This window comes from Streptomyces sp. SM18, assembly GCF_002910775.2.
Taxonomy (GTDB): domain Bacteria; phylum Actinomycetota; class Actinomycetes; order Streptomycetales; family Streptomycetaceae; genus Streptomyces; species Streptomyces halstedii.
The window spans coordinates 1,006,711-1,031,396 of record NZ_CP029342.1 but is presented as its reverse complement, the minus strand read 5'-3'; the positions used below and the strand labels follow the sequence as shown (position 1 = coordinate 1,031,396).

Genomic DNA, 24,686 nt, shown 5'->3' with positions numbered 1-24,686 from the left:
CACCTCGGTTCCGGCGGGCACCCCGGAACCCGTAATTCTTTGCATAAAACTGCGGCTATGCGTATAGTCATGCCATCGACGAGGAGGGTTCCGATGGCGGTACGTGCGGCAGTGGCAGGGGCGAGCGGATACGCCGGCGGGGAGCTGCTGCGTCTGCTCCTGGGCCACCCGGAGATCGAGATCGGCGCGCTCACCGGGCACTCCAACGCGGGTCAGCGGCTCGGCGGGCTCCAGCCGCACCTGAGGCCGCTGGCCGACCGGGTGCTGCAACCGACCACCGCCGAGGTGCTGGCGGGTCACGACGTGGTGTTCCTCGCCCTGCCGCACGGGCAGTCGGCGGCCGTCGCCGAACAGCTCGGGGACGAGGTGCTCGTGGTCGACATGGGGGCCGACTTCCGGCTGAAGGACGCCGCCGACTGGGAGAAGTTCTACGGTTCCCCGCACGCCGGGACCTGGCCGTACGGCCTGCCCGAGCTGCCCGGGGCGCGCGGTGCCCTGGCGGGCGCCAAGCGGATCGCGGTGCCCGGGTGCTACCCGACCGCTGTCTCGCTCGCCCTCTTCCCGGCGTACACGGCCCGGCTGGCCGAGCCCGAAGCGGTGGTCGTCGCCGCGTCCGGTACCTCCGGCGCGGGCAAGGCGGCCAAGCCGCACCTGCTCGGCTCCGAGGTGATGGGCAGCATGTCCCCGTACGGCGTCGGCGGGGTCCACCGGCACACCCCCGAGATGATCCAGAACCTCGGCGACGCCGCCGGTGAGCCGGTCACCGTGTCGTTCACGCCGACCCTCGCGCCCATGCCCCGCGGCATCCTCGCCACGTGCAGCGCGAAGGCCAAGCCGGGGGTGGACGGGGCGGCGCTGCGGGCCGCCTACGAGAAGGCCTACGCCGACGAGCCGTTCGTGGACCTGCTCCCCGAGGGCCAGTGGCCCTCCACCGCGGCGGTGTACGGCTCCAACGCGGTCCAGATCCAGGTCGCCCACGACGAGGCCGCCGGCCGTGTCGTCGTGATCAGCGCCATCGACAACCTCGCCAAGGGCACCGCCTCCGGTGCCCTGCAGAGCATGAACATCGCCCTCGGCCTCCCCGAGGAGACGGGCCTTTCCACCGTCGGGACCGCCCCGTGAGCGACACCGCCACGGACGTAGTCACAGACACAGACACGAACAACACGGACACGGACACAGACGTACGCGCAGGCGCAGCCGCCCGGCTGCGGGCACGGACGAGTGCCGCACAGGGGTGCGGCAGGGACGCGCGAGCGAACGAGGAGATGCAGTGAGCGTCACGGCAGCCAAGGGATTCACGGCGGCGGGTATCGCCGCCGGGATCAAGGAGAGCGGGAACCCCGACCTGGCCCTCGTGGTCAACAACGGGCCCCGAAGGGCCGCCGCGGGCGTGTTCACCTCCAACCGCGTCAAGGCCGCGCCCGTCCTCTGGTCGGAGCAGGTGCTCAAGGGCGGCGAGGTGAGCGCCGTCGTCCTCAACTCGGGTGGCGCCAACGCCTGTACGGGCCCGCTCGGCTTCCAGGACACCCACGCCACCGCCGAGAAGGCGGCCGAGGTGCTGCCCGGCCACAGCGCGGGCGAGATCGCGGTCGCCTCCACCGGACTCATCGGCCTGCGGCTCCCGATGGACAAGCTGCTGCCGGGCATCGAGCGGGCCGCGGCGGCCCTCAGCGAGCACGGGGGCGAGAAGGCCGCCCTCGCCATCAAGACCACCGACACCGTCCACAAGACGGCCGTCGCGGGCGGTGAGGGCTGGAGCGTCGGCGGGATGGCCAAGGGCGCGGGCATGCTCGCCCCCGGCCTCGCCACCATGCTCGTCGTCCTGACCACCGACGCCGACGTGGAGGCGCCCGCCCTCGACGGCGCCCTGCGCGCCGCCACCCGTACCACCTTCGACCGGGTCGACTCCGACGGCTGCATGTCCACGAACGACACCGTGCTGCTCCTCGCCTCCGGGGCCTCCGGAATCACCCCGGAGCGCGCCGAGTTCGAGCAGGCCGTGCAGAGCGTCTGCGCCGACCTCGCCCGGCAGCTGATCGGAGACGCCGAGGGCGCCTCCAAGGACATCCGCATCGAGGTGATCAACGCGGCGAGCGAGGACGACGCCGTCGAGGTGGGCCGGAGCATCGCCCGCAACAACCTCCTCAAGTGCGCCATCCACGGCGAGGACCCCAACTGGGGCCGCGTCCTGTCCGCGATCGGCACCACGAAGGCCGCCTTCGAGCCCGACCGGCTGAACGTCGCCATCAACGACGTCTGGGTCTGCAAGGACGGCAGCGTCGGCGAGGATCGCGACCTGGTCGACATGCGCTACCGGGAGGTCAGGATCACCGCCGACCTCGCCGCCGGGAGCGAGAGCGCCGTCATCTGGGCCAACGACCTCACCGCCGAGTACGTCCACGAGAACAGCGCGTACAGCTCATGAGCGCCGCGAGGAAGCACACCGCACTGCCGAAGGCCGAGATCCTCATCGAAGCCCTGCCCTGGCTGACCCGGCACCACGGCAGGACCGTCGTCATCAAGTTCGGCGGCAACGCCATGATCGACGACGACCTGAAGGCCGCCTTCGCCCAGGACGTCGTCTTCCTGCGGCACGCCGGCCTCAAGCCGGTCGTCGTGCACGGCGGCGGTCCGCAGATCAGCGCCCAGCTCGACCGGCACGGCCTGGTCAGCGAGTTCAAGGCCGGTCTGCGCGTCACCACGCCCGAGGCGATGGACGTCGTCCGCATGGTCCTCGCCGGACAGGTCCAGCGGGAACTCGTCGGGCTGCTCAACCGGCACGGGCCGCTCGCCGTCGGCATGACGGGCGAGGACGCCCGCACGATGACCGCCACCCAGCACCGGCCGCTGATCGACGGCGAACCGGTGGACATCGGCCGGGTCGGCGAGATCACCGCGATCGACACCGGGGCCCTCCAGGCGCTGCTGGACGACGGCCGCATCCCGGTCGTCTCCTCCATCGCCCGCTCCGCCGAGGACGACCACGTCTACAACGTCAACGCCGACACCGCGGCCGCCGCACTCGCCGCCGCGCTGGGCGCCGAGACCCTGATGGTCCTCACCGACGTCGAGGGCCTCTACGAGGACTGGCCGAACAGCGACGACGTGATCAGCCGCCTCACCGCCACCGAGCTGGAGAAGCTGCTGCCCGACCTCTCCAGCGGCATGGTCCCCAAGATGCGGGGCTGTCTGCACGCCGTACGCAACGGCGTGCGGACCGCCAGGGTCATCGACGGACGCGTCCAGCACTCGATCCTGCTGGAGATCTTCACCGACGAAGGCGTCGGCACCATGGTCGTGCCGGACGCACCCGAGAACACGCAGGGGGAGTCATGAGCGGCAACGAGGCGTACGCGGAGCGGTGGCAGGGCGCGCTGATGGACAACTACGGCACCCCGGGGCTGCCCCTGGTCCGGGGCTCCGGTGCCACCGTCCAGGACGCCGACGGCACCGAGTACCTCGACTTCGTCGCGGGCATCGCGGTCAACGCGCTCGGCCACGGACACCCGGCGGTCGTCGAGGCCGTCACCGCCCAGATCGCCACCCTCGGCCACGTCTCCAACCTCTACGCCGCCGAACCGCCCGTCGCCCTCGCCGAACGGTTGCTGGCGCTCTTCGGCCGCTCCGGCAAGGTCTACTTCTGCAACTCCGGGGCCGAGGCCAACGAGGCCGCCTTCAAGATCGGCCGGCTCACCGGACGGACCCACATGGTCGCCACCGAGGGCGGTTTCCACGGCCGGACCATGGGCGCCCTCGCGCTGACCGGCCAGCCCTCGAAGCGCGACGCGTTCCAGCCGCTGCCCGGCGACGTCACCCATGTCCCGTACGGCGACGCCGAGGCGCTCCGGGCCGCGGTCACCACCGACACCGCGCTGCTGGTCATCGAGCCCGTCCAGGGGGAGAACGGCGTCGTCGTGCCGCCCCCCGGCTATCTGGAGGCGGCCAGGGAGATCACCCGGGCCACCGGCACCCTGCTCGTCCTCGACGAGGTGCAGACCGGAATCGGCCGGTGCGGCCAGTGGTTCGCGCACCAGGCCCACCAGGGCGTCGAACCCGACCTCGTCACCCTCGCCAAGGGGCTCGGCGGCGGCCTGCCCCTCGGGGCGACCGTGGCCTTCGGCCCGGCGGCCGACCTGCTGAAGCCCGGTCAGCACGGCAGCACGTTCGGCGGCAACCCGGTGGTCTGCGCCGCCGGACTCGCGGTCCTGGACACCCTGGCCGCCGACGGCCTCCTCGACGGCGTCAAGCGGCTCGGTGAGAAGATCAGGAACGGCGTCGAGGCGCTGGGACACCCCCTGGTCTCCCACGTCCGTGGCTCCGGACTCCTGCTGGGTATCGTGCTCACCGGACCCCTCGCACCGCGGGTGCAGCAGGCGGCCCAGAGTGCCGGACTCCTGGTGAACGCGCCCGCCCCCGACGTCGTACGGCTCATGCCGCCGCTGATCATCGGTGACGCGGAGGTGGACACGTTCCTGCGGATCCTGCCGGGAGCCCTCGACGCGGCGTACGGGGACGGACCATCCGGAGAATGAGGCGACGACGATGACCGAGGCACAGGACACCGAGCACGGCGGGCCGTCGGTGCCGCAGACCCGCACCGCACGCCACCGCAGGATCGTGGACATCCTGAACCGGCAGCCGGTGCGCTCGCAGAGCCAGCTGGCCCGGCTGCTCGCCGACGACGGGCTGAGCGTCACGCAGGCGACGCTCTCCCGCGACCTGGACGAGCTGGGCGCGGTGAAGATCCGCAACACCGGCGGCGAGCTGATCTACGCGGTGCCCAGCGAGGGCGGGTTCCGCACCCCGCAGGCACCGCTCGGGGAGTCCGCGAAGGAGGAGCGGATGCGCCGCCTCTCCTCCGAACTGCTCATCTCCGCCGAGGCCTCGGCCAACCTGGTGGTGCTGCGCACGCCGCCGGGGGCCGCCCAGTTCCTCGCCTCGGCCATCGACCAGGCCGAACTGCGGGCGATCCTCGGCACGATCGCGGGGGACGACACGCTGATGCTGATCAGCCGCGACCCCCTCGGCGGCCAGGCGCTCGCCGACCATCTGCTGCGCCTGGCGCAGAACGACCGCTGACCCGGCGTCAGCGTCCGTCGCCACGCGGTCAGTAGCGCGTGACCGCGGTCGGCCCGGAGGCGGTGCCGACCGCGATGTGCGGGCCGCGCGCCGGGTCCGCCCAGACCAGGATCCGGTCCATCGCGGCCGCCGGTACGGACACACAGCCGGCGGTCGCGCCCTTCCCGTTCACGTGGAGGAAGATTCCCGCGCCCCGGCCGCGTACCGGGTGCCGGTAGTTGAAGCCGATGACGAGCGCGCGGGCGTACTGCGTGGGGTACGACGCCAGGTGCTCCGACTCCTCGGCCCGGCAGTCGGCGGGCCGGGGGTCCACCCACCGGTTGTACGCCCGCGACGCGTTGTCCTGGCACCACCAGGAGCCGTCGTGGACCGGGCGGTAGGGGAAGCGGGTGCCGTCCGGCGCGGGCCGGGTCCCGAAGGCGTACGGCAGGCCGAACAGCCCCGTGGGCGTGGTGTCCGTGCCCTGCACGCGGGAGGCGCCCTCGGTGAGGCCGTTCGCCCCGAACCGGGCCGGCGCCGAACCCGCCGCCACCCATCGCCCGCGCCGCCGCTCCCACCAGGTGACCGTGCCGGTGGTGGAGCCGGTGCCGGGCGCCACGGCGGTGATCAGCTGGCTGCCGCCGCCCGTGCGGGCCATCCGCTCCGGGAGGGGCGGCGGATTCCCGGGCGCGGCCGCGACGGAACCCGCCAGGGCGAACAGCACGGACACGACCGCCAGGGATCTGCGCATGCCCCGGACCGTACGGGGCGCGGCGGCCCGCCCCCACCGCGCCTGCTCCGTACGGCCCAGCACCTCACCCGGCGGCGGGGGGCACGGAGGGCATGGCGGGCAGCGGCAGAGGGAGGCCCGGCAGCCCGTCGATACTGGTGGCGACGTGCTCCTTCTTCTCGAAGTAGGCACTGAGACCGGCGTCGTCCTCCCGGCGGAAGCGGTCGCCGTGCAGCGAACGGTCCTGGTCGTACGACATGAGGGGCACGGCGAAACCGCAGGTGTCCCGGATCAGTTCGGCGGTCACCACGATGATCGCCCGCAGCCCGTGCGGGGCCGGGTCCACCGCGGTGAAGCGGCTCAGCAGGGCGGGGAAGCGCGGGTCGTCACGGAAGACCGGTTCACCGCGGCCGTGCACCCGGACGATGTCGGGTGGCCCCTGGAAGGCGCACCACATGAGGGTGATGCGCCCGTTCTCCCGGAGGTGGGCGACGGTCTCGGCGTTGCTCCCGGCGAAGTCGAGGTAGGCCACGGTCCGTTCGTCGAGGACGGCGAACGAACCGCTGACGCCCTTGGGCGAGAGGTTGACGGTGCCGTCGGCGTCCAGCGGCGCCGTCGCGGTGAAGAAGAGCGGCTGTCGCTCGATGAACGTCCGGAGTCGGCCCTCGATGCGTTCGTATGTCTTTCCCATGGCCGCATTCTCGTGCCGCCCCTCGGCCGGCGCCGGGAATTCCGCCGTCCCGGGACCGGACCCGGTCCCGGCCGGAGATCTGACCGGAACCCTGAGCAGGTGCTTTGACAAGGCATACGGTCCATTGCATAGTTATGCCATACGTGATCGCGCCGCGAGGCGGACGCATACCCCTTGCACTCCCGAGGAGCACGCAGTGAGCAACGGCACCGGCAACAGCGACGTACGCCTGTGGGGCGGGCGTTTCGCCGACGGCCCGGCCGAGGCGCTGGCCAAGCTGTCCGCCTCCGTCCACTTCGACTGGCGGCTCGCGCCGTACGACATCGCCGGCTCCCGCGCCCACGCGCGCGTCCTCCACACGGCGGGGCTGCTCACCGAGGACGAGCTGACCCGGATGACCGCGGGACTGGACGCGCTCGAAACCGCCGTCGCGGACGGGTCGTTCACCGGCACCGTCGCCGACGAGGACGTCCACACCGCACTCGAACGCGGTCTCCTGGAGCGCCTCGGCCCGGACCTCGGCGGCAAGCTGCGGGCCGGCCGGTCCCGCAACGACCAGGTGGCCACGCTCTTCCGGATGTACCTGCGCGACCACGCCCGCGTCATCGGCGGCCTGCTCGCCGAGCTCCAGGACGCGCTGGTCGGCCTGGCCGAGGCGCACCCGGATGTGGCCATGCCGGGCCGCACCCACCTCCAGCACGCCCAGCCGGTCCTCTTCGCCCACCACGTCCTGGCCCATGTGCAGTCGTTGTCCCGGGACGCCGAGCGGCTGCGCCAGTGGGACGGGCGCACCGCCGTCTCCCCGTACGGCTCCGGCGCGCTGGCCGGGTCCTCGCTCGGCCTGGACCCGGAGGCGGTCGCGGCCGACCTCGGCTTCGAGCGCGGATCGGCCGCCAACTCCATCGACGGCACCGCCTCGCGGGACTTCGTCGCCGAGTTCGCGTTCATCACGGCCATGATCGGCGTCAACCTCTCCCGGATCGCCGAGGAGATCATCATCTGGAACACGAAGGAGTTCTCCTTCGTCACCCTCCACGACGCCTTCTCCACCGGTTCCTCGATCATGCCGCAGAAGAAGAACCCGGACATCGCGGAGCTGGCCCGGGGCAAGTCCGGCCGCCTCATCGGCAACCTCACCGGCCTGATGGCGACGCTCAAGGCCCTCCCGCTCGCGTACAACCGCGACCTCCAGGAGGACAAGGAGCCGGTCTTCGACTCCTGCGACCAGCTGGAGATCCTGCTGCCCGCCTTCACCGGCATGATGGCCACCCTCACCGTCAACCGGGAGCGCATGGAGGAGCTGGCCCCGGCCGGGTTCTCGCTCGCCACGGACATCGCGGAGTGGCTGGTCCGCCAAGGGGTGCCGTTCCGGGTCGCCCACGAGGTCGCGGGCGAGTGCGTGAAGGTCTGCGAGCAGCAGGGCATCGAGCTGGACCAGCTGACCGACGAGCAGTTCGAGAAGATCTCCGAGCACCTCACCCCCGAGGTGCGGACCGTCCTCGACGTGCCCGGCGCGCTGGCCTCCCGCGACGGCCGCGGCGGCACCGCCCCGTCCGCCGTGGCCGTCCAGCTCGCCGAGGTGAAGGCCGACCTGGTGACGCAGCACGCCTGGGCCACCGCGCGCGGCTGACCCGGGGGCGTCGCGGGCTACGTTGGACGGGAAGGTCCGAACCCGACCCAAGGAGCCCGCGATGCCCTTCGCCCGCCTGGACCGCGCGACCACCCCGACCGCCCACATCGGGCTCGGCCTGGCCGCCGTCGGCAGGCCCGGCTACATCACCCCGCACCGCGACCGGGACCTCCCCGCCGGACGCGGTGTCGACGCGCTGCGCGAGCGCACCCACGAGCTCCTGGACGCCGCCTACGCCCAGGGCGTCCGCTACATCGACGCGGCCCGCTCCTACGGCCGCGCCGAGGAGTTCCTGGCCCAGTGGCTCGCGGACCACCCGGAGGCGGCGGACGTCGTCGTCGGCAGCAAGTGGGGTTACACGTACACCGGTGACTGGAAGACCGACGCCGAGACGCACGAGGTGAAGGACCACGGCCTCGCCGCGTACGAGCGCCAGCGCGCCGAGACCGCCGGACTCCTCGGCGACCGGCTCGACCTCTACCAGATCCACTCGGTGACCGCCGACAGCCCGGCCCTGACCGACACGGCGCTGCACGAGCGGCTGGCCGAACTCGCCGGCCAGGGTGTCACCGTCGGCTTCTCCACCAGCGGACCCGCCCAGGCCGACGCCATCCGCGCGGCCCTCGCCGTCACGGTGGACGGCGAGCCCCTCTTCGGCACCGTCCAGGCCACCTACAACGCCCTGGAGACCTCGGCCGGGCAGGCGCTCGCGGACGCCCACGCCGCCGGACTCACCGTCATCGTCAAGGAGGCCGTCGCCAACGGCCGGCTCGCGGGCACCGACGCGCCCGCCGTCGTCCGGGAGATCGCCGCCGAGGCGGGCCTGGAGCCCGACGCCGTCGCGCTCGCCCAGGTGCTCCGCGAGCCATGGGCGGGCGTCGTGCTGTCCGGGGCGGCCACCGTGACCCAGCTCGCCGGCAACCTGCACGCCCCGCTGCTCGACCTCGACGCCGAACGCCTCGACCGGCTGAGCGCCCTGGTGGAGGAGCCCGAGGCCTACTGGCGCTACCGCGCCTCGCTGCCCTGGTCCTGAGCCCGCCGTGCTCCCGGAGCGGTCCGGGGCGCCGTCCGTCGTGGCCGCCGCCCCCGCCCCGGCCACGGCGGTACGACCGGTCAGGAAACGAGAAGCGCCGGCCGCCCCCGCTCGGTAGCGTCGGCCCCACCGGCGGAGCGGGGGGCCCGGCCCCGTGCACATGACCCCGCGTGAGGCGGTGGGGTACGTTCTCGGCCCGCCTCCACGGAGCGCTCCGGAGACCGGGACCCACGCCGGTACGCCCGCGCCGGCGGGACCGCGACCGAGCCGGGCGACGCCGGCGGGGACCACGAGACACGGCCCCGCCCGACAGATGGAGAGACGATGAGCAGGGCCACGACGACGGACACCCAGGCGTCCGCGCCGCACGCCGCCGACAGCCACGACCTGATCCGCGTGCACGGGGCGCGCGAGAACAACCTCAAGGACGTCAGCATCGAGATCCCGAAGCGCCGGCTGACGGTGTTCACCGGGGTCTCCGGCTCGGGCAAGAGCTCACTGGTCTTCGACACGATCGCCGCCGAGTCGCAGCGGATGATCAACGAGACCTACAGCGCCTTCGTCCAGGGCTTCATGCCCACCCTGGCCCGCCCCGAGGTGGACGTGCTGGAGGGGCTGACGACGGCGATCATCGTCGACCAGCAGCGCATGGGCGCCGACCCGCGCTCCACCGTCGGCACCGCCACCGACGCCAACGCGATGCTGCGCATCCTCTTCAGCCGGGTCGGTGTTCCGCACATCGGCCCGCCCAGCGCGTACTCCTTCAACACCGCCTCGGTGCGGGCGAGCGGCGCGATCACCGTCGAGCGCGGCACCAAGAAGGCGGTGAAGGCGACCTACCAGCGCACCGGCGGGATGTGTACGCGCTGCGAGGGCCGCGGCCGGGTCTCGGACATCGACCTCACCCAGCTCTACGACGACTCCAAGTCGCTCTCCGAAGGCGCGTTCACCATCCCCGGCTGGAAGTCCGACAGCTTCTGGACCGTCCGGGTCTACGCCGAGTCCGGCCTCCTCGACCCGGACAAGCCGATCCGCGACTTCAGCGAGCGGGAGATGCGGGACTTCCTCCACCACGAGCCGGTCAAGGTGAAGGTCGAGGGGGTGAACCTCACGTACGAGGGCCTGATCCCGAAGATCCAGAAGTCGATGCTCTCCAAGGACAAGGAGGCGTTGCAGCCGCACATCAGGGCGTTCGTGGAGCGGGCGGTCACCTTCACCGCATGCCCCGAATGCGGCGGCACCCGGCTCAGCGAGGGCGCCCGCTCCTCGAAGATCAAGGGGATCAGCATCGCCGACGCGTGCGCGACGCAGATCAGCGACCTGGCGGTATGGGTACGGGAGCTGGACGAACCGGCCCTGGCGCCACTGCTCACCACGCTGCGGCAGACCCTCGACTCGTTCGTGGAGATCGGGCTCGGCTACCTCTCGCTGGACCGGCCCGCGGGCACCCTCTCGGGCGGCGAGGCGCAGCGGGTGAAGATGATCCGCCACCTCGGTTCCTCGCTGACCGACGTCACGTACGTCTTCGACGAGCCCACCGCGGGCCTTCACCCGCACGACATCCAGCGGATGAACGGCCTGCTGCTGCGCCTGCGGGACAAGGGCAACACGGTGCTGGTGGTGGAGCACAAGCCCGAGGTGATCGCCATCGCCGACCACGTGGTCGACCTCGGTCCCGGCGCCGGGACCGGGGGAGGGGCCGTCTGCTTCGAGGGGACCGTCGAGGGGCTGCGCGCCGGTGACACCCTCACCGGACGCCACCTGGACGACCGTGCCACCGTGAAGAAGACGGTACGCGAGCCCACCGGCGCCCTGGAGATCCGCGGGGCGACGGCGAACAACCTGCGCGACGTCGACGTGGACATCCCCCTCGGCGTGCTCGCCGTCGTCACCGGCGTCGCGGGGTCCGGCAAGAGCTCCCTCGTACACGGCTCGCTCCCCGCCGGTGAGGAGGTGGTGTCGATCGACCAGAGCCCGATCCGCGGTTCGCGGCGGAGCAACCCGGCGACGTACACGGGGCTCCTCGACCCGGTCCGCAAAGCGTTCGCCAAGGCCAACGGGGTGAAGCCGGCCCTGTTCAGCGCCAACTCCGAGGGCGCCTGCCCGACGTGCAACGGCGCCGGTGTCATCTACACCGACCTGGCGATGATGGCCGGGGTGGCCACCCCCTGCGAGGACTGCGAGGGGCGGCGGTTCCAGGCGTCGGTGCTGGAGTACCACCTCGGCGGCCGTGACATCAGCGAGGTGCTCGCCATGCCGGTGAGCGAGGCGCGCGACTTCTTCGGCGAGGGGGAGGCCCGGACGCCGGCGGCGCACCGGATCCTCGACCGCCTGGCCGACGTCGGGCTCGGATACCTGACCCTCGGTCAGCCGCTCACCACCCTGTCCGGCGGCGAACGGCAGCGGCTCAAGCTGGCCACCCACATGTCCGACAAGGGCGGGGTGTACATCCTGGACGAGCCGACGACCGGGCTGCACCTGGCCGACGTCGAGCAGCTGCTCGGACTGCTGGACCGGCTCGTGGACTCCGGCAAGTCGGTCATCGTCGTGGAGCACCACCAGGCGGTCATGGCGCACGCCGACTGGATCGTCGACCTCGGTCCGGGGGCCGGCCACGACGGCGGCCGGATCGTGTTCGAGGGCACCCCCGCCGACCTCGTCGCGGCCCGCTCCACCCTCACCGGAGAGCACCTCGCGGCGTACGTGGGGGGCTGAGCGGCCACCGCGGGGCCCGGCCGGGGCCCCGCCCGGCCGGGCCCCGGCGGCACCCACGCCCTCACCTCAGGGGCGCCCCACGGACCCCCGGTGAGACATTCGTGTCTCACGTGAGTTACTGTCGTCTCATGAGTCTTGACCGTGAGCAGGTGCTGCGCAGTGCCGCCGCCCTGCTGTCCCGCAGATCCACCGCCACCATGGACGAGGTGGCCAGGGCCGCCGGCATCGGCCGGGCCACCCTGCACCGCCACTTCGCCGGGCGGGACGCCCTGGTCAGGGCGTTGGAAGACCTCGGCATCCAGGAGTTCGAGGCCGCCCTGGACGCGGCCGGGCTCGACGAGGGGAGCGCCGAGGACGGTCTGCGACGGCTGATCGTCGCCGTGGAGCCGGCCGCCGGGCTGCTGTCCTTCCTCGTCACCGAGAACCAGCTCTTCGAGGGCGACGAGATGAACGAGGGCTGGGACCGGCTGGACGCCCGGGTCGCCGCCTTCTTCCGGCGCGGCCAGGAACGCGGCGAGTTCCGGATCGACCTCACCCCGGCCTGGCTGACCGAGGCGCTCTACGCCCTCATCGGCGCCGGCGCCTGGGCCGTCCAGGCCGGACGGGTCGCCGGACAGGACTTCCCCCACATGATCGCCGAGTTGCTGCTCGGCGGAGCACGCCGGAGCGTGGAGCAGTGAGCACCCCCAGCACACCCCCTCAGCAGGCCCTCACGGCCGACGAACTGCGTCCTCCGGGGCGGTGGGTCGCCCTCACCGTCCTCGTCCTGGCCGTGCTGCTCGTCGCCGTCGACGCCACCGTGCTCGGCCTGGCGACCCCGTTCCTCAGTGAGGACCTCAAGCCGACCGGCACCCAGCTGTTGTGGATCGGCGACGTCTACTCCTTCGTCATCGCCGGGCTCCTGGTCTCCATGGGCAGCCTCGGCGACCGCATCGGACGCAAGAAGCTGCTCCTCAGCGGCGCGCTGGCGTTCGGCGCGGTCTCCGTGCTCAACGCCTACGCGACCGGGCCGGAGATGATGATCGTGGCGCGGGCGCTGCTCGGCGTGGCCGGTGCCACCCTGATGCCGTCCACGCTCGCCCTCATCCGCAACCTCTTCCACGACCCGCGCGAACGCAGCCTCGCCATCGGCATCTGGGGTGCCATGGCCTCCGCGGGCGCCGCCGTCGGCCCGGTCGTCGGCGGGGTGCTGCTGGAGCACTTCTGGTGGGGCTCGGTCTTCCTGATCAACCTGCCGGTCATGGCCGTCCTGGTGGTCGTCGGCGTCAAGATGATCCCCGAGTCGAAGAACCCGTCCCCCGGCCCCTGGGACCTGCTCAGCGTCGCGCTGTCCCTCATCGGCATGGTCGGGGTCGTCTACGCGGTCAAGGAGGCGGCGGCGCACGGAGTGAGCTGGGCCGTGGCCGGGGCCGCGGCCGTCGGGGTGCTCGCCCTCGTCCAGTTCGTACGGCGGCAGTTCCGGCTGCCCGCACCGCTGCTGGACATGCGGCTCTTCCACCACCGGGGCTTCTCCGGCGCGGTGCTCGCCGACCTGCTGACCATCCTCGGCCTGTCCGGCCTGGTGTTCTTCCTCTCCCAGTTCCTCCAACTGGTCCAGGGGCGCAGCCCGCTGGAGGCCGGACTCGCGGAACTGCCCGCCGCCGTCGGCGCGGTGGTCGCGGGACTGCTGGCGGGCAGGGCGGCCCGCCGCTTCTCGGTGCGCTCCGTCGTCTCCGGCGGGCTGGCCGGGATCGGACTGGCCCTCGCCGTCGTCACCGTCATCCACCAGGACACCGGATACCCGCTGCTCGGCGCGGTGCTCCTGGTGGTCGGAGTCGGCGCGGGCCTCTCCTTCACCGTCACCGCCGACGTGATCCTCTCCAGCGTGCCCAAGGAGCACGCCGGATCCGCGTCCGCCGTCTCGGAGACCGCGTACGAGCTGGGGGCGGCTCTCGGCATCGCCCTGCTCGGATCCATCGTCACCGGGGTCTACCGGGGCTTCGAGACCCCGGGCGGCATCCCGCCGGAAACCACGGCCGCCGCGCACGAGTCGCTGGGCGGCGCCGTGGAGGCCGCGCACACACTGCCGGCCCCGCAGGCGCACGCCCTTGTCTCCTCCGCCCAGGACGCGTTCGTGCACGGGCTGGGGGCCGCCGCGGGAGTCGGCGCGGCCGTCCTGCTGGCGACCGCCGCCGCCGCGTGGTTCCTGCTGCGGGGACAGAGGCTGGAGGACGGCGCCGAACACCCGTGAACCGGCCGGACACCCGGCACACGGAAGGGCCCGTACCCCGGGCGCTCATGTGTGCCGGGTGTCCGTCCAAGACCGGAGACCGTGCTGTTACGGCCAGGGCCGTGGAGAATTCCGCCGCGAACATGCCGCTGTCCTGGCCCCAGTCAAGCCGTGAGGCCGGCCTCCTGGTGCCGGTGCCAGAGCAGCGTGTAGCGCCAGAACAGTCGTCGGTGCAGCCGTGCACCGGGTAGCGCCTGGCGGGCTTCGCGAACGATGTCCGCGAAGGTCATGGTCGCCGGTCGAGTGGGGGCGGTCATCGAAGCCGGTCGCGGCGCCTTGCGGCCCTTGTTCCTGATCCAGGCCACGACGAGGTTCGCCGGAATGGCCACGGCGTCGATCAGGTGATCGCTCAGAGACTGTGGACGGTAGACGCCGACGACGACCAGGGTTCCGCCGGGAGCCAGGTGCTGGCGGAAGCGGATGAGGGCGTGGTCGAACGGAACGTGGTGGATGGTGGCGACGCATGTGATGACGTCATAGGGGCCGGGCGGCACCTCCTCCAACGCGTCCCCGACAGTGAAGGTCACCGGGACGGCGGGGTCCGTGAACTCCCGGGCGCGCTCGGTGATCGTGGGATCGACGTCGATACCGTGCACTGCTCCGGACCGTGAGGCGAGGAGTCTGGCGAGGTCACCACTGCCTGAACCGATGTCCAGAGCGCTGCCGTAACGTCTGGGGAGCTGGCGCAGGATCCACCGGTGGTAATGAGCGTTGTGGTCCCAGGGACGGTCGGCGTGGAACTGGTCAAGCGCTCGCATGATGCGGGGAAGTAGCGTCGTCATGGCGTGAGTCCATCAGTCCCTCGGGCGTCCGGGAAACCACGGCCGGGAAAGGTGAGCTCGCCGGGCGCCCGGCCCGGAACGACCGACAGCCGCTCGGCCAAGCGGCTGTCCGGACCACTACCCGCCGTCACACAACGGCGATCACGTGCTGCGGCGCTCCGGCCGGTCGGCCGTCTCAGGCCGCCTTGGCCTTCGTCGCGTACACGTCCACGTACTCCTGGCCCGACAACCGCATGACCTCGGCCATCACCGAGTCCGTCACGGCCCGCAGCACATACCGGTCACGGTCCATGCCCTCGTACCGGGAGAACTCCATCGGCTCACCGAAGCGCACCGTGACCTTGCCGGGACGGGGCAGCCCCGATCCGCCGGGCTGGAGCTTGTCCGTGCCGATCATCGCGAACGGGACCACCGGCGCGCCGGTCATCAGCGTCAGCCGCGCGATGCCCGTACGGCCCCGGTAGAGGCGGCCGTCGGGGGAGCGGGTGCCCTCCGGGTAGATGGCGAAGGCGTTGCCCTCCTCCAGCACCCGACGCCCCGTCATCAGCGCGGCGACACCGCCGCGTCCGCCGTCCCGGTCCACCGGGATCATGCCGCAGCCGGTGAAGAACCAGGCCATCAGCCGCCCCTTGAGGCCCTTGCCGGTGACGTACTCGTCCTTGCCGATGTAGAACACCGGCCGGTCGCAGCAGATCGGCATGATCATCGAGTCGATGAACGTCAGATGGTTCCCCGCGAGGATCACCGGCCCGCTGCCCGGAATGTTCTCGGCGCCCTCCACCTGGGGGCGGAACAGCAGGCGCAGGATCGGTCCGAGCACTGCCTTGATGACCGTGAGTCGGGACAACGCGTCCTCCGGGGTCGGGCCGGCCCGGCCGGGTCGGAATCGTTCAGGGTCTGTGCAGGTGAGGACGATACTCGCGGGCCCCGCCCCCGCGCACATCGGGTTCACAGAACGGATACACGGTGGTGACCGGTGTTCGCGCCACGTTCGTCCAGGGTGCGCCCGTCGGACGGCGTAGATCCCTACGATCACATGCGCCCGACAGGTGCCGGACATCACACACGGCCTCACACGCGAGGAGCATCCATGACACAGCGCGCGCAGCAGGGCCCCGGACGGCGGACCCTCCTGGGAGCGGCGGTCCTCGGTACGGCGACTCTCGCCGCGGCGGGTACGGCGGCGGGCCCGGCGTACGCCGCCGACCGCGGCCGGGGCGGACAGGGAACCGGCCACGGGACCTACCGCGACCTGCCGGTCCCCACCGTCATCGGCCACCGCGGCGCCAGCGGCTACCGGCCCGAGCACACCCTCGGCTCCTACCAGCTCGCCCTGGACATGGGCGCGCACATCGTGGAGCAGGACCTGGTACCCACCCGGGACGGCCACCTCGTCTGCCGCCACGAGAACGACATCACCGGTACCACCGACGTGGCCGACCACCCCGAGTTCGCGAGCCGCAGGACCACCAAGGTGATCGACGGCGTCAGCCTCACCGGCTGGTTCACCGAGGACTTCACCCTGGCCGAGCTCAAGACCCTCCGGGCCACCGAGCGCATCCCCGGCAACCGGCAGAGGAACACCGTCTACGACGGCCGCTGGGAGGTGCCCACCTTCGACGAGGTGCTGCGCTGGGCCGAGCGGGAGGGCCGCCGCCGGGGCGCACCCGTCTGGCTGTACGTCGAGACCAAGCACCCCTCCTACTTCCGGAAGCTGGGCCTCGGCCTGGAGGAACCCCTCGCCCGGCTGCTGCGCCGCCACGACCGGCACCGCGCGAACTCCCCGCTGCTCCTCCAGTCCTTCGAGCCGGGCTCCATGCGCCGGCTGGCGAAGCTGGTCGCCACCCCGCGCGTCGTCCTGCTCTCCGGGCCCACCGAGCGCCCCTGGGACTTCGTCGAGTCCGGCGACCCGCGCACGGTGGCCGACCTGGTGACCCCCGCCGGGCTGAAGTGGATCGCCTCCTTCGCCCAGGGCATCGGCCCCACCCTGGACCTGGTCATCCCCAAGGACGCCGCCGGCCGGCTCACCGAGCCGACCACCCTGGTGGCCGACGCCCACGCGAAGGGCCTGGTGCTGCACCCGTACACCCTGCGTAACGAGAACACCTTCCTGCCCGCCGACTTCCGGCGCGGCACCGACCCGAACGCCTACGGCGACGTGTTCGGCGCCTTCCAGGCGTACTTCGCGACCGGCATCGACGGGATCTTCTCCGACAACCCGGACACCGCCCTGCTCGCCGCCGCGGACTTCCGGACGCGCTGACCGGGCCCGTCCGTCAGCCACCCGGCCGGGATGCCCCGGTCGGGTGGAGCCGCGCCCGTACGGCAACCGCCCGTCCCCGCCCCGCGTTGACGGGGCATGACGCTTCTCGCTCTCGTCCGCGCGCTGCACCCGCTGGTGCGGGCCGAGGCCACCGCCGAGGCGCCGGCCGCCGGGATGGAGGCGGCCGACCTGGAGCAGTCCGTCTGGCTGCGGCTGCTGGAACGCCGGTCCGGCCCCGGGCAGCCGGCCGACCCCGCCCGCTGGGTGCGCGCCGCCGTCCGCGCGGAGGCACGCGCCGCCCGGCGCCGGGCCCGGCGCGAACACCCCTGCCCGCCCGACGAGTTGCCCGCCGACGGCGCCGCCCGGCCCGAGAGGATCGCCGAACGAGCGGACGAGCGCCGGGCACTGCGCGCCGCGGTCGGCCGGCTCCCCGGGAACTGCCGCCGGCTGCTCGGCGCGATGCTGGCCGCCCACGATCCCACGTACCGCGAAATCGCAGGGGAGTTGGGTATCTCACAGGGGAGTTTGGGTCCAACGCGTTCTCGTTGCCTTGGATGTCTGCGCAGAATGCTCGCGGCGGAGGTTGTAGCTCCTGACGCGGGGGGAATGGAGCGGTAGACAACCGGCGGAGCAGGTGAGCGGGAGGCGTGCACACATGGGCATGAGCGTGACCATCTCGGCGGCGACAGCGCGGGACGCCGAGCAGATCTTCAGACTCCAGTACCTCTGTTTCCAGAGCGAGGCGGAGCTGTACGGCAACTACCGCATCGCCCCGCTCGTCCAGACCCTGGCGTCGGTCCGCGACGAGGTCGCCACGGACCTCGTGTGCGTCGCCCGGCTCGGCGAGGAGGTCGTCGGCTCGGTGTGCGGCTCCCTCGACGCGGAGGGCGTCGGCCGGATCGGCCGGCTCTGCGTCCACCCGCGCCTCCAGGGGCACGGGCTGGGTACCCGGCTGCTGCGCGCCGCCGAGTCCGCCCTGGTGGACAGGGGCGCGGCCACGCGCTTCCGGCTGACCGCGGGTGAGCGCAGCGAGGGCAATCTGCGGCTCTACCGCAAGGCGGGTTACGCCCGGGTGGGCGACACCACCGGTGAGGACGGCGTGCGTCTGATCCTGCTGGAGAAGCCCGCCGTCGCACCCGAGTTCGTCACCAGCGCCTGACCGGTCCGGGGAGCCCGGTGCCTGACCGGTCCCGGGAGCCCCGGGGCTCCGGGGGTCGTGCGCCTGACACCGCCCCCGGACGTCAGGCCCGGCGGGCGCGGCGCAGCCAGATCATCCCGGTGACCGGCAGGATCACCGGGATGAACAGGTAGCCCATCCCGAAGTCCGACCACACCGTGGCGTCGGGGAACGCGGACGGCGACACCAGCGTCCAGGTGCCGACCACCAGCACCCCGGCGAGTTCGGCGGCACAGCACACCAGGGCCGCCCGGCGCGCCTTCTCACCGCCCCGCACCAGCGAGTAGGTGATGAACCCGTACACCACCGCGGCCACGGCCGACAGGACGTACGCCAGCGGAGCCCTGCCGAAGTCCACGATCATCTGGACGACGGAGCGGGAGGCGGCCGCCACGGTGAACACCCCGTAGAACCAGACCAGGACGCGTCCGGGCCCGGTGCCGAGCTCGAACTGCTGCTTCTGCGCGGGCGCGGAGGCCGGGGCCCCGGAACGGTCGGTGTCGGTCACGGTCAGCTTCCCCAGATGTCGTAGAGCCGTACTTCCAGGACGGCCAGCACCACCGCGCCGGCCGCCACCGTCACCGAGCCCCACCGGGTCCGCTCGGTCAGCGAGAGGAAGCCCGCCGCCGGTACGGCCGCGAAGGCGCCGATGAGATAGGCGATGAAGATCGTCATGCCCTGCTCGGGGCGGTCGCCGCCGGCCAGCCGCACGATGCCCACCACCAACTGGGCCAGTGCCAGCACGGAGACCACGGCCATCCCGATGAAGTGCCAGTCCTTGGTGGGCTGGTCCCGGTAGGCGGCGAATCCGCACCAGGCGGCGAGGGCGAGGGCGGTCACGGCGACCGCGACCGTCAGGGCGACGAGCATGGACCGAGGGTATTACGGCCCGGGGGTGCCGCCGCGTGCGGCCCCGGCGCCCCGGAAGGGCCCCGGCGGCCGGGTCCGGGCGGGGCCGTGCCCGGGAATCGTGGCCTTGGCCACAGCACACACCCGCCGAGGACCGCCGGTGCCGACCGCCGCCGATCCGGGCCCCCTCGCATCACCGCAGGTCAGAGCGGTGCGCGGGGCGATCGGGAGGGCCCGGCCGGTGAGCGGCCGCACCCGTCCACCGCTGTCCGCTATACGGACAGCCGGGATCGCCGGAACGTTACGTCTGTTTTACTGGGGCCCATGACCACGACGAGCTCCCGCATCCCCGCGACCGAGGCGCACACGACGCCCGGTGCTCGTTGTATGTGTCGAATGCGCGCCTTCTGAGGGCCCCCGCCTGAGCCTCGCGCCCCGAAGCGAGACCCGAGCCCGAGCCGTCCGCGTCCAGCGGACCGAGCCTGCCCGGACACCAGCCGCGCCCGGAACCCGGGCCCGGCCGTGCCGAGACTCCCACCGGTCGACCACCCAGACCCCTGAGCACAGTCTCTTCAGACGAACGCCCCGTGCCCGGCACCACCGCGCCGCGCACTCGACAGTGACGGAATCCCTGTGATCACCACCTCGGGCCTCACCAAGGTCTACCAGTCACGCGGACGTGAGGTCACCGCCCTGGACGGTGTGGACCTGCACGTACGCGAGGGCGAGGTCTACGGCGTCATCGGACAGAGCGGCGCCGGCAAGTCCTCCCTCATCCGCTGCGTCAACCTGCTCGAACGCCCCACCTCCGGCACCGTGACCGTCGACGGACAGGACCTCACCGCCCTCGCCGGCCGCGGCCGGCGCGCCGGCAAGGGGCTCCGCGAGGCGCGCAGCCGCATCGGCATGGTGTTCCAGCACTTCAACCTGCTGTCCTCGCGCACCGTCCAGCGCAACGTCGAACTGCCCCTGGAGATCCTCGGGATCTCCGGGCAGGCCCGCACCCGCAAGGCCCTCGAACTCCTCGACCTGGTCGGCCTGGCCGACAAGGCGAAGGCCTACCCCGGCCAGCTCTCCGGCGGCCAGAAGCAGCGCGTCGGCATCGCACGCGCCCTGGCCGGCGACCCGAAGGTGCTCCTCTCCGACGAGGCGACCTCCGCGCTCGACCCCGAGACCACCCGCTCCATCCTTCAACTGCTGCGCGACGTCAACCAGCAGCTCGGCCTCACCGTCCTGCTCATCACGCACGAGATGGACGTCGTCAAGACCGTCTGCGACTCGGCCGCCCTCATGCGCGGGGGCCGCGTCGTCGAGTCCGGCACCGTCGACGAACTGCTGGCCACGCCCGGATCCGAGCTGGCCGACGCGCTGTTCCCGGTGGGCGGCACCGCCTCGGGCCCCGACCGCACCGTGGTCGACGTCACCTTCCGCGGCGACGAGGCGGCCCAGCCCGTGATCTCGCAGCTCGCACGGAAGTACAACATCGACATCTCGATCCTCGGCGCCGCCATGGACACCGTCGGCGGCCGGCAGATCGGCCGGATGCGCATCGAACTGCCCGGCGGCTACGCGGACAACGTCGTGCCGATCGGATTCCTGCGCGAGCGGGGCCTCCAGGCCGAGACCGTGGACGAGGCCGCCGGGGCCGCGCCCGCACAGACCCCCGCCGTGTTCACCGAGGAGGTGGCGAAGTGAGCTGGAACGACATGCAGCCCCTGCTCGCCCAAGGCACCGTCGACACCCTCTACATGGTGCTCTGGGCCGCGCTCGTCACCGTCGTCGGCGGGCTCCCGCTGGGCATCCTGCTGGTCCTCACCGACCAGGGCGGGCTGCTCCGGAACACCGTGGTGAACAAGGTCGTCGGCGTCGTCGTGAACATCGGCCGCTCGCTGCCCTTCATCATCCTGCTGATCGCCATCATCCCCTTCACCACCTGGGTGGTCGGCACCTTCATCGGCCCGACCGCGATGATCGTGCCGCTCGCCGTCGGCGCCATCCCCTTCTTCGCCCGGCTCGTCGAGACCGCCGTGCGCGAGGTCGACCACGGGCTCGTCGAAGCCGTCCAGTCCATGGGCGGTTCGGTCCCCACCATCGTCCGCAAGGTGCTGCTGCCGCAGGCCCTGCCCTCGCTGGTCTCCGGCGTCACCACCACCGTCATCGTGCTCATCGGCTACTCCGCCATGGCCGGCGCGGTCGGCGGCGAAGGACTCGGCTCCCTGGCCATCACCAACGGATTCCAGCGCTTCGACGACCGGTTCATGCTCGTCACCGTCGTGCTGCTCGTCGTGATCGTGACCGTGGTCCAGCTCATCGGCGACATCGCCGTACGCCTGCTGGCCCGCCGGGGCCGCGCCACCTCCTGACTTCTCCTCCCCCAAGCCCGCACTCCTTGTCCGGGCGCACCACCTTCACCACCGGAAAGAGGCACTCTTCGTGCGTAAGAACATCAAGCTCACCGCCGCCGCCGCTGCCACCGTCGCGCTCGCCCTCGGGCTCACCGCGTGCGGCACCGACTCCGACCCCGCCTCCGGGAAGGCGTCGGACGCCGACGCCTCCAAGGCGCTCGTCGTCGCCGCGTCCCCGACGCCGCACGCCGACATCCTCAACTACGTCAAGAAGAACCTGGCGGACAAGGCCGGACTCAAGCTGGAGGTGAAGGAGTTCACCGACTACGTCCTGCCGAACACCGCCACCGAGAACGGCCAGGTCGACGCCAACTTCTTCCAGCACAAGCCGTACCTGGACGACTTCAACGAGAAGAACGGCACCCACATCGTCCCGGTCGTCGACGTCCACCTGGAGCCCCTCGGCCTCTACTCCAAGAAGGTCAAGGACCTCAAGGACCTCAAGGCCGGACAGACCGTCGCCGTGCCCAACGACACCACCAACGAGGGCCGCGCGCTCCAGCTCCTCGCCGAGAACGGGCTGATCACCCTCAAGGACGGCGTCGGCACCAACGCCAAGCTCAGCGACATCACGGACAAGAAGGGCCTGGAGTTCAAGGAGCTGGAGGCCGCCACCGTGCCCCGCGCCCTCAACGACGTCGACGCCGCCGTCATCAACGGCAACTACGCCATCGAGGCCGGCCTGAAGCCGGGTCAGGACTCGCTGGCGCTGGAGAAGGCCGAGGGCAACCCGTACGCCAACTTCCTCGCCGTCAAGGAGGGCAACGAGAAGGACGCCCGCGTCCAGAAGCTCGTCAAGCTGCTCAACTCCGACGAGGTCAAGAAGTACATCGAGGACACCTACCAGGGCTCGATCGTCCCGGCGTTCGGCGCCCCCGCCGCCTCCTGACCCCGGCACACCCCGCACGGCCGGGCCCCGTCCATTCGCACCGGGTGTACGGGGCCCGGCCCGTGGACCCGGCCATGCGCGCCACCGCCCCGATGCTGCATGCTGGTGCCTTTACACGGTCTTGAGGCATGGAGCTGCGCATGACTACCACCTTCCCGTCCATCTCCATCAGCACGGACAGGTTGGTGCTGCGCCCCTTCGACATGGCCGACGTCCCCGCGTACATCGAGATGATGAACGACGAGCAGACCGTCGCCTGGGCCGACGCCCCCCACCCCTACACCCAGGTCGACGCCGAGCGGTGGGTCCGCAGGATCGCCGCCGCCGAGCGCACCCAGGGCCACGGCATCGTCCTCGCCGTCACGGAGTTCCTCACCCAGCGGCTGGTCGGCTCCGTGCGGCTGCTCAACACCGACTGGCGCACCCGGTCCACCGAGATCCGCTACATCACCGCGCCCTGGGGGCGCGGCGAGGGATACGCCCCGGAAGCGGTGCTCGCCGTCGCCGAATGGCTCTTCCGCGACCAGGGGTTCGAGCGCCTCGAACTGCGCACCCCCGCCGACAACACCGCCTCCCAGCAGGTCGCCCAGAAGATCGGCTGCATCAGTGAAGGCGTCCTGCGCAACGCCCGGATAGCGCGGACCCGGACCGACAACGGCACCGACGGCGGCTGGACCGACATCAGGACCGACCTCATCGTGTGGGGACTGCTGCCCGAGGACCTGGAAGGCGTCGCCGAACAGCTGGCCGACGCGGGCGGTTACGGCACCTACGACGACTGGAAGTGAACACCGCTCCGCGACCGGGAAACTCTCCGGCCGCACCCCGGCGCGGACCCGATACGCTCACCCTTGCTCCGCCGCCCCCGCGCGGAGGCCCCGCCCGCCACACCCCTGGAGACTGACGACGATGTCCGACCGGGTCACGGTGATCGGCTGGGACGGTTCACCCCTGACCGCAGCGGCCACGGCCGCGCTCTCCGCCGCCACACTCGTCGCCGGGGCCGCCCACCACCTCGCCCTGCCCGAGGTCCCGCACGGGGCCGAACGCATCCGCCTCGGCAGCGTGGACCTGGCCGCCCGCCGGATCGCCGGGCACCGGGGCAGCGCCGTCGTGCTCGCCGACGGGGACCCCGGATTCTTCGGAGTCGTACGCACCCTGCGCGCGCCCGAACACGGCCTGGAGGTCGAGGTCGTGCCCGCCGTCTCCTCCGTGGCCACCGCCTTCGCCCGCGCCGGAATGCCCTGGGACGACGCCCAGATCGTCGTCGCCCACCCCCGCACCCTGCGCCGCGCGGTCAACGTCTGCCGGGCCCATCACAAGGTCGCCGTCCTCACCTCACCGGGGGCCGGACCCGCCGAACTCGCGCTGCTCCTGGAAGGCGTCCACCGCACCTTCGTCATCTGCGAGGAACTCGGCACCGCCCGCGAGCGGGTCACCGTCCTCACCTCCGACAAGACCGCCGACCACGCCTGGCGCGACCCCAACGTCGTCATCGTCATCGGCGGCGGCCCCGAGACCACCGCCACCTCCGCCTGGCTGGCCGGCCGCCGCCCCGACAGCCCGCAGGGCGTCCGTGGCTGGGCCCTGCCCCCGGCGTCCTACGATCCGCCCGGTCCGGCCGGGGCCGAACCCGCCGAGGGCGAGTCGCCCGCGCTCCGCGCCGCCCAACTGGCCCGTCTCGGCCCCCGCACCGGGGACCTGCTCTGGGACATCGGCTCGGGCTCCGGCGCCCTCGCGGCGGAGGCGGCCCGGTTCGGGGCGGCGGTCCTCGCCGTGGACAGCGACCCGGCCGCCTGCGCCCGTACGGCGGCCGCCGCCCGCACGCTCCAGGTGCCCCTCCAGGTCGTCCAGGGCCGCGCCCCGCACGTCCTGGAACGCCTGCCGGAACCCGACGTGGTACGGATCGGGGGCGGCGGTGTCCCCGTCGTCACCGCGGTCGCCGCCCGCCGCCCGGAACGCGTCGTCACCCACGCCGCCAACCGCGACGAGGCCGAGGCGCTGGGAGCGGCGCTCGGCGGCAACGGCTACGCCGTCGAATGCGTGCTGCTCCAGTCCGTCGCGCTGGACACGTCGGCCTGGACGGAGCGCGAGCGCTCGGTCGTGTTCCTGCTCTCCGCGGTCCGCTCCGACCTCGCCCCCTGACCCGCTCCGGGCACGGCGCGAGGTAGGCTGAGCGATTGTTGTACCGC

24 protein-coding genes are annotated in these 24,686 nt (G+C 72.2%); 18 read left to right on the top strand and 6 right to left on the bottom strand.

Annotated elements, in window-relative coordinates; all coding sequences use genetic code 11:
* The first annotated feature begins 93 nt into the window (after positions 1-93).
* From argC to B9S64_RS04400, 5 genes are all read left to right on the top strand, one after another.
* Positions 94-1,122, top strand: a complete 1,029-nt coding sequence (argC, locus tag B9S64_RS04420) for an N-acetyl-gamma-glutamyl-phosphate reductase (RefSeq protein ID WP_103492067.1) — start codon at positions 94-96, stop codon at positions 1,120-1,122.
* A 151-nt stretch (positions 1,123-1,273) separates the two neighbouring features.
* Positions 1,274-2,428 carry a bifunctional glutamate N-acetyltransferase/amino-acid acetyltransferase ArgJ gene (gene argJ / locus B9S64_RS04415; RefSeq protein WP_103492066.1) on the top strand — a complete coding sequence of 385 codons (1,155 nt, stop codon included), beginning with the start codon at positions 1,274-1,276 and terminating at the stop codon, positions 2,426-2,428.
* On the top strand, positions 2,425-3,339 hold the full coding sequence (argB, locus tag B9S64_RS04410; protein WP_103492065.1) for an acetylglutamate kinase: 915 nt from the start codon (positions 2,425-2,427) through the stop codon (positions 3,337-3,339). Before argJ ends, argB begins: the two co-directional genes overlap by 4 nt.
* On the top strand, positions 3,336-4,535 hold the full coding sequence (locus B9S64_RS04405; RefSeq protein ID WP_103492064.1) for an acetylornithine transaminase: 1,200 nt from the start codon (positions 3,336-3,338) through the stop codon (positions 4,533-4,535). Before argB ends, B9S64_RS04405 begins: the two co-directional genes overlap by 4 nt.
* Positions 4,536-4,545: 10 nt before the next feature.
* Positions 4,546-5,082 (top strand): arginine repressor, encoded by a 537-nt coding sequence (locus B9S64_RS04400; protein WP_103492063.1) that lies wholly within the window; start codon positions 4,546-4,548, stop codon positions 5,080-5,082.
* A 28-nt stretch (positions 5,083-5,110) separates the two neighbouring features.
* On the opposite strand, the gene B9S64_RS04395 is transcribed toward B9S64_RS04400, so the two are convergent.
* Positions 5,111-5,812: a L,D-transpeptidase gene (locus tag B9S64_RS04395; RefSeq protein ID WP_103492077.1), complete on the bottom strand. Its 702-nt coding sequence runs from the start codon at positions 5,810-5,812 to the stop codon at positions 5,111-5,113.
* A 64-nt stretch (positions 5,813-5,876) separates the two neighbouring features.
* Complete coding sequence (locus tag B9S64_RS04390; RefSeq protein ID WP_103492062.1) at positions 5,877-6,482, bottom strand: pyridoxamine 5'-phosphate oxidase family protein; 606 nt, start codon at positions 6,480-6,482, stop codon at positions 5,877-5,879.
* Between the two features lie 196 nt (positions 6,483-6,678).
* On the opposite strand from B9S64_RS04390, the gene argH reads away from it, so the two are divergent.
* The 5 genes from argH to B9S64_RS04365 all read left to right on the top strand — a co-directional run bounded on the left by argH (position 6,679) and on the right by B9S64_RS04365 (position 14,090).
* The gene (gene argH, locus B9S64_RS04385; protein ID WP_103492061.1) at positions 6,679-8,112 is read left to right on the top strand and encodes an argininosuccinate lyase; all 1,434 of its coding nucleotides are present in this window, start codon (positions 6,679-6,681) and stop codon (positions 8,110-8,112) included.
* A gap of 61 nt (positions 8,113-8,173) precedes the next feature.
* Complete coding sequence (locus tag B9S64_RS04380; protein WP_103492060.1) at positions 8,174-9,145, top strand: aldo/keto reductase; 972 nt, start codon at positions 8,174-8,176, stop codon at positions 9,143-9,145.
* 324 nt (positions 9,146-9,469) lie between these two features.
* Entirely contained in the window at positions 9,470-11,860 is a 2,391-nt protein-coding gene (locus B9S64_RS04375) for an excinuclease ABC subunit UvrA (RefSeq protein ID WP_103492059.1), read from the top strand.
* A gap of 128 nt (positions 11,861-11,988) precedes the next feature.
* Positions 11,989-12,540: a TetR/AcrR family transcriptional regulator gene (locus tag B9S64_RS04370; protein ID WP_103492058.1), complete on the top strand. Its 552-nt coding sequence runs from the start codon at positions 11,989-11,991 to the stop codon at positions 12,538-12,540.
* The gene (locus B9S64_RS04365; protein WP_103492057.1) at positions 12,537-14,090 is read left to right on the top strand and encodes an MFS transporter; all 1,554 of its coding nucleotides are present in this window, start codon (positions 12,537-12,539) and stop codon (positions 14,088-14,090) included. The genes B9S64_RS04370 and B9S64_RS04365 overlap by 4 nt, the downstream gene beginning before the upstream one ends.
* A 143-nt stretch (positions 14,091-14,233) precedes the next feature.
* Here B9S64_RS04365 and B9S64_RS04360 read toward each other — a convergent pair whose 3' ends face one another.
* Complete coding sequence (locus tag B9S64_RS04360; protein ID WP_103492056.1) at positions 14,234-14,911, bottom strand: bifunctional 2-polyprenyl-6-hydroxyphenol methylase/3-demethylubiquinol 3-O-methyltransferase UbiG; 678 nt, start codon at positions 14,909-14,911, stop codon at positions 14,234-14,236.
* Between the two features lie 175 nt (positions 14,912-15,086).
* Positions 15,087-15,758 (bottom strand): 1-acyl-sn-glycerol-3-phosphate acyltransferase, encoded by a 672-nt coding sequence (locus B9S64_RS04355; protein WP_103492055.1) that lies wholly within the window; start codon positions 15,756-15,758, stop codon positions 15,087-15,089.
* Between the two features lie 243 nt (positions 15,759-16,001).
* Here B9S64_RS04355 and B9S64_RS04350 point away from each other — a divergent pair, with 243 nt between their 5' ends.
* The 3 genes from B9S64_RS04350 to B9S64_RS04340 all read left to right on the top strand — a co-directional run bounded on the left by B9S64_RS04350 (position 16,002) and on the right by B9S64_RS04340 (position 18,333).
* Entirely contained in the window at positions 16,002-17,174 is a 1,173-nt protein-coding gene (locus B9S64_RS04350; protein ID WP_103492054.1) for a glycerophosphodiester phosphodiesterase, read from the top strand.
* Between the two features lie 96 nt (positions 17,175-17,270).
* Positions 17,271-17,792, top strand: coding sequence for a sigma-70 family RNA polymerase sigma factor (locus B9S64_RS04345; RefSeq protein ID WP_109491968.1), 522 nt, complete (start codon positions 17,271-17,273; stop codon positions 17,790-17,792).
* Between the two features lie 37 nt (positions 17,793-17,829).
* A complete protein-coding gene (locus B9S64_RS04340; protein WP_103489462.1) occupies positions 17,830-18,333 on the top strand; it encodes a GNAT family N-acetyltransferase in 504 nt (167 codons plus the stop codon).
* An 82-nt stretch (positions 18,334-18,415) separates the two neighbouring features.
* Here the strand turns inward: B9S64_RS04340 and B9S64_RS04335 are convergent, their stop codons facing one another.
* Entirely contained in the window at positions 18,416-18,859 is a 444-nt protein-coding gene (locus B9S64_RS04335; RefSeq protein WP_103489463.1) for a hypothetical protein, read from the bottom strand.
* A gap of 2 nt (positions 18,860-18,861) precedes the next feature.
* On the bottom strand, positions 18,862-19,221 hold the full coding sequence (locus tag B9S64_RS04330; protein ID WP_028444114.1) for a hypothetical protein: 360 nt from the start codon (positions 19,219-19,221) through the stop codon (positions 18,862-18,864).
* A gap of 612 nt (positions 19,222-19,833) precedes the next feature.
* Between B9S64_RS04330 and B9S64_RS04325 the strand changes: the two genes are divergently transcribed.
* The 5 genes from B9S64_RS04325 (at position 19,834) to cbiE (ending at position 24,639) form a co-directional block, all read left to right on the top strand.
* Positions 19,834-20,895 (top strand): methionine ABC transporter ATP-binding protein, encoded by a 1,062-nt coding sequence (locus tag B9S64_RS04325; RefSeq protein ID WP_103489464.1) that lies wholly within the window; start codon positions 19,834-19,836, stop codon positions 20,893-20,895.
* The gene (locus B9S64_RS04320) at positions 20,892-21,563 is read left to right on the top strand and encodes a methionine ABC transporter permease (protein WP_103489465.1); all 672 of its coding nucleotides are present in this window, start codon (positions 20,892-20,894) and stop codon (positions 21,561-21,563) included. The genes B9S64_RS04325 and B9S64_RS04320 overlap by 4 nt, the downstream gene beginning before the upstream one ends.
* Before the next feature lie 70 nt (positions 21,564-21,633).
* Positions 21,634-22,494 (top strand): MetQ/NlpA family ABC transporter substrate-binding protein, encoded by an 861-nt coding sequence (locus tag B9S64_RS04315; protein WP_103489466.1) that lies wholly within the window; start codon positions 21,634-21,636, stop codon positions 22,492-22,494.
* 140 nt (positions 22,495-22,634) lie between these two features.
* Positions 22,635-23,282 carry a GNAT family N-acetyltransferase gene (locus B9S64_RS04310; protein WP_103489468.1) on the top strand — a complete coding sequence of 216 codons (648 nt, stop codon included), beginning with the start codon at positions 22,635-22,637 and terminating at the stop codon, positions 23,280-23,282.
* A gap of 121 nt (positions 23,283-23,403) precedes the next feature.
* Positions 23,404-24,639 (top strand): precorrin-6y C5,15-methyltransferase (decarboxylating) subunit CbiE, encoded by a 1,236-nt coding sequence (cbiE, locus tag B9S64_RS04305; protein WP_103489467.1) that lies wholly within the window; start codon positions 23,404-23,406, stop codon positions 24,637-24,639.
* Positions 24,640-24,686: the final 47 nt, after the last annotated feature.

Bases quoted from the DNA above. Each gene is read 5' to 3' on its own strand.
- argC (WP_103492067.1), top strand. From the start codon at position 94: ATGGCGGTACGTGCGGCAGTGGCAGGGGCGAGCGGATACGCCGGCGGG.
- argB (WP_103492065.1), top strand. From the start codon at position 2,425: ATGAGCGCCGCGAGGAAGCACACCGCACTGCCGAAGGCCGAGATCCTC.
- B9S64_RS04405 (WP_103492064.1), top strand. From the start codon at position 3,336: ATGAGCGGCAACGAGGCGTACGCGGAGCGGTGGCAGGGCGCGCTGATG.
- B9S64_RS04400 (WP_103492063.1), top strand. From the start codon at position 4,546: ATGACCGAGGCACAGGACACCGAGCACGGCGGGCCGTCGGTGCCGCAG.
- B9S64_RS04395 (WP_103492077.1), bottom strand. From the start codon at position 5,812: ATGCGCAGATCCCTGGCGGTCGTGTCCGTGCTGTTCGCCCTGGCGGGT.
- B9S64_RS04390 (WP_103492062.1), bottom strand. From the start codon at position 6,482: ATGGGAAAGACATACGAACGCATCGAGGGCCGACTCCGGACGTTCATC.
- B9S64_RS04380 (WP_103492060.1), top strand. From the start codon at position 8,174: ATGCCCTTCGCCCGCCTGGACCGCGCGACCACCCCGACCGCCCACATC.
- B9S64_RS04375 (WP_103492059.1), top strand. From the start codon at position 9,470: ATGAGCAGGGCCACGACGACGGACACCCAGGCGTCCGCGCCGCACGCC.
- B9S64_RS04370 (WP_103492058.1), top strand. From the start codon at position 11,989: ATGAGTCTTGACCGTGAGCAGGTGCTGCGCAGTGCCGCCGCCCTGCTG.
- B9S64_RS04360 (WP_103492056.1), bottom strand. From the start codon at position 14,911: ATGACGACGCTACTTCCCCGCATCATGCGAGCGCTTGACCAGTTCCAC.
- B9S64_RS04350 (WP_103492054.1), top strand. From the start codon at position 16,002: ATGACACAGCGCGCGCAGCAGGGCCCCGGACGGCGGACCCTCCTGGGA.
- B9S64_RS04345 (WP_109491968.1), top strand. From the start codon at position 17,271: ATGACGCTTCTCGCTCTCGTCCGCGCGCTGCACCCGCTGGTGCGGGCC.
- B9S64_RS04340 (WP_103489462.1), top strand. From the start codon at position 17,830: ATGGGCATGAGCGTGACCATCTCGGCGGCGACAGCGCGGGACGCCGAG.
- B9S64_RS04330 (WP_028444114.1), bottom strand. From the start codon at position 19,221: ATGCTCGTCGCCCTGACGGTCGCGGTCGCCGTGACCGCCCTCGCCCTC.
- B9S64_RS04310 (WP_103489468.1), top strand. From the start codon at position 22,635: ATGACTACCACCTTCCCGTCCATCTCCATCAGCACGGACAGGTTGGTG.
- cbiE (WP_103489467.1), top strand. From the start codon at position 23,404: ATGTCCGACCGGGTCACGGTGATCGGCTGGGACGGTTCACCCCTGACC.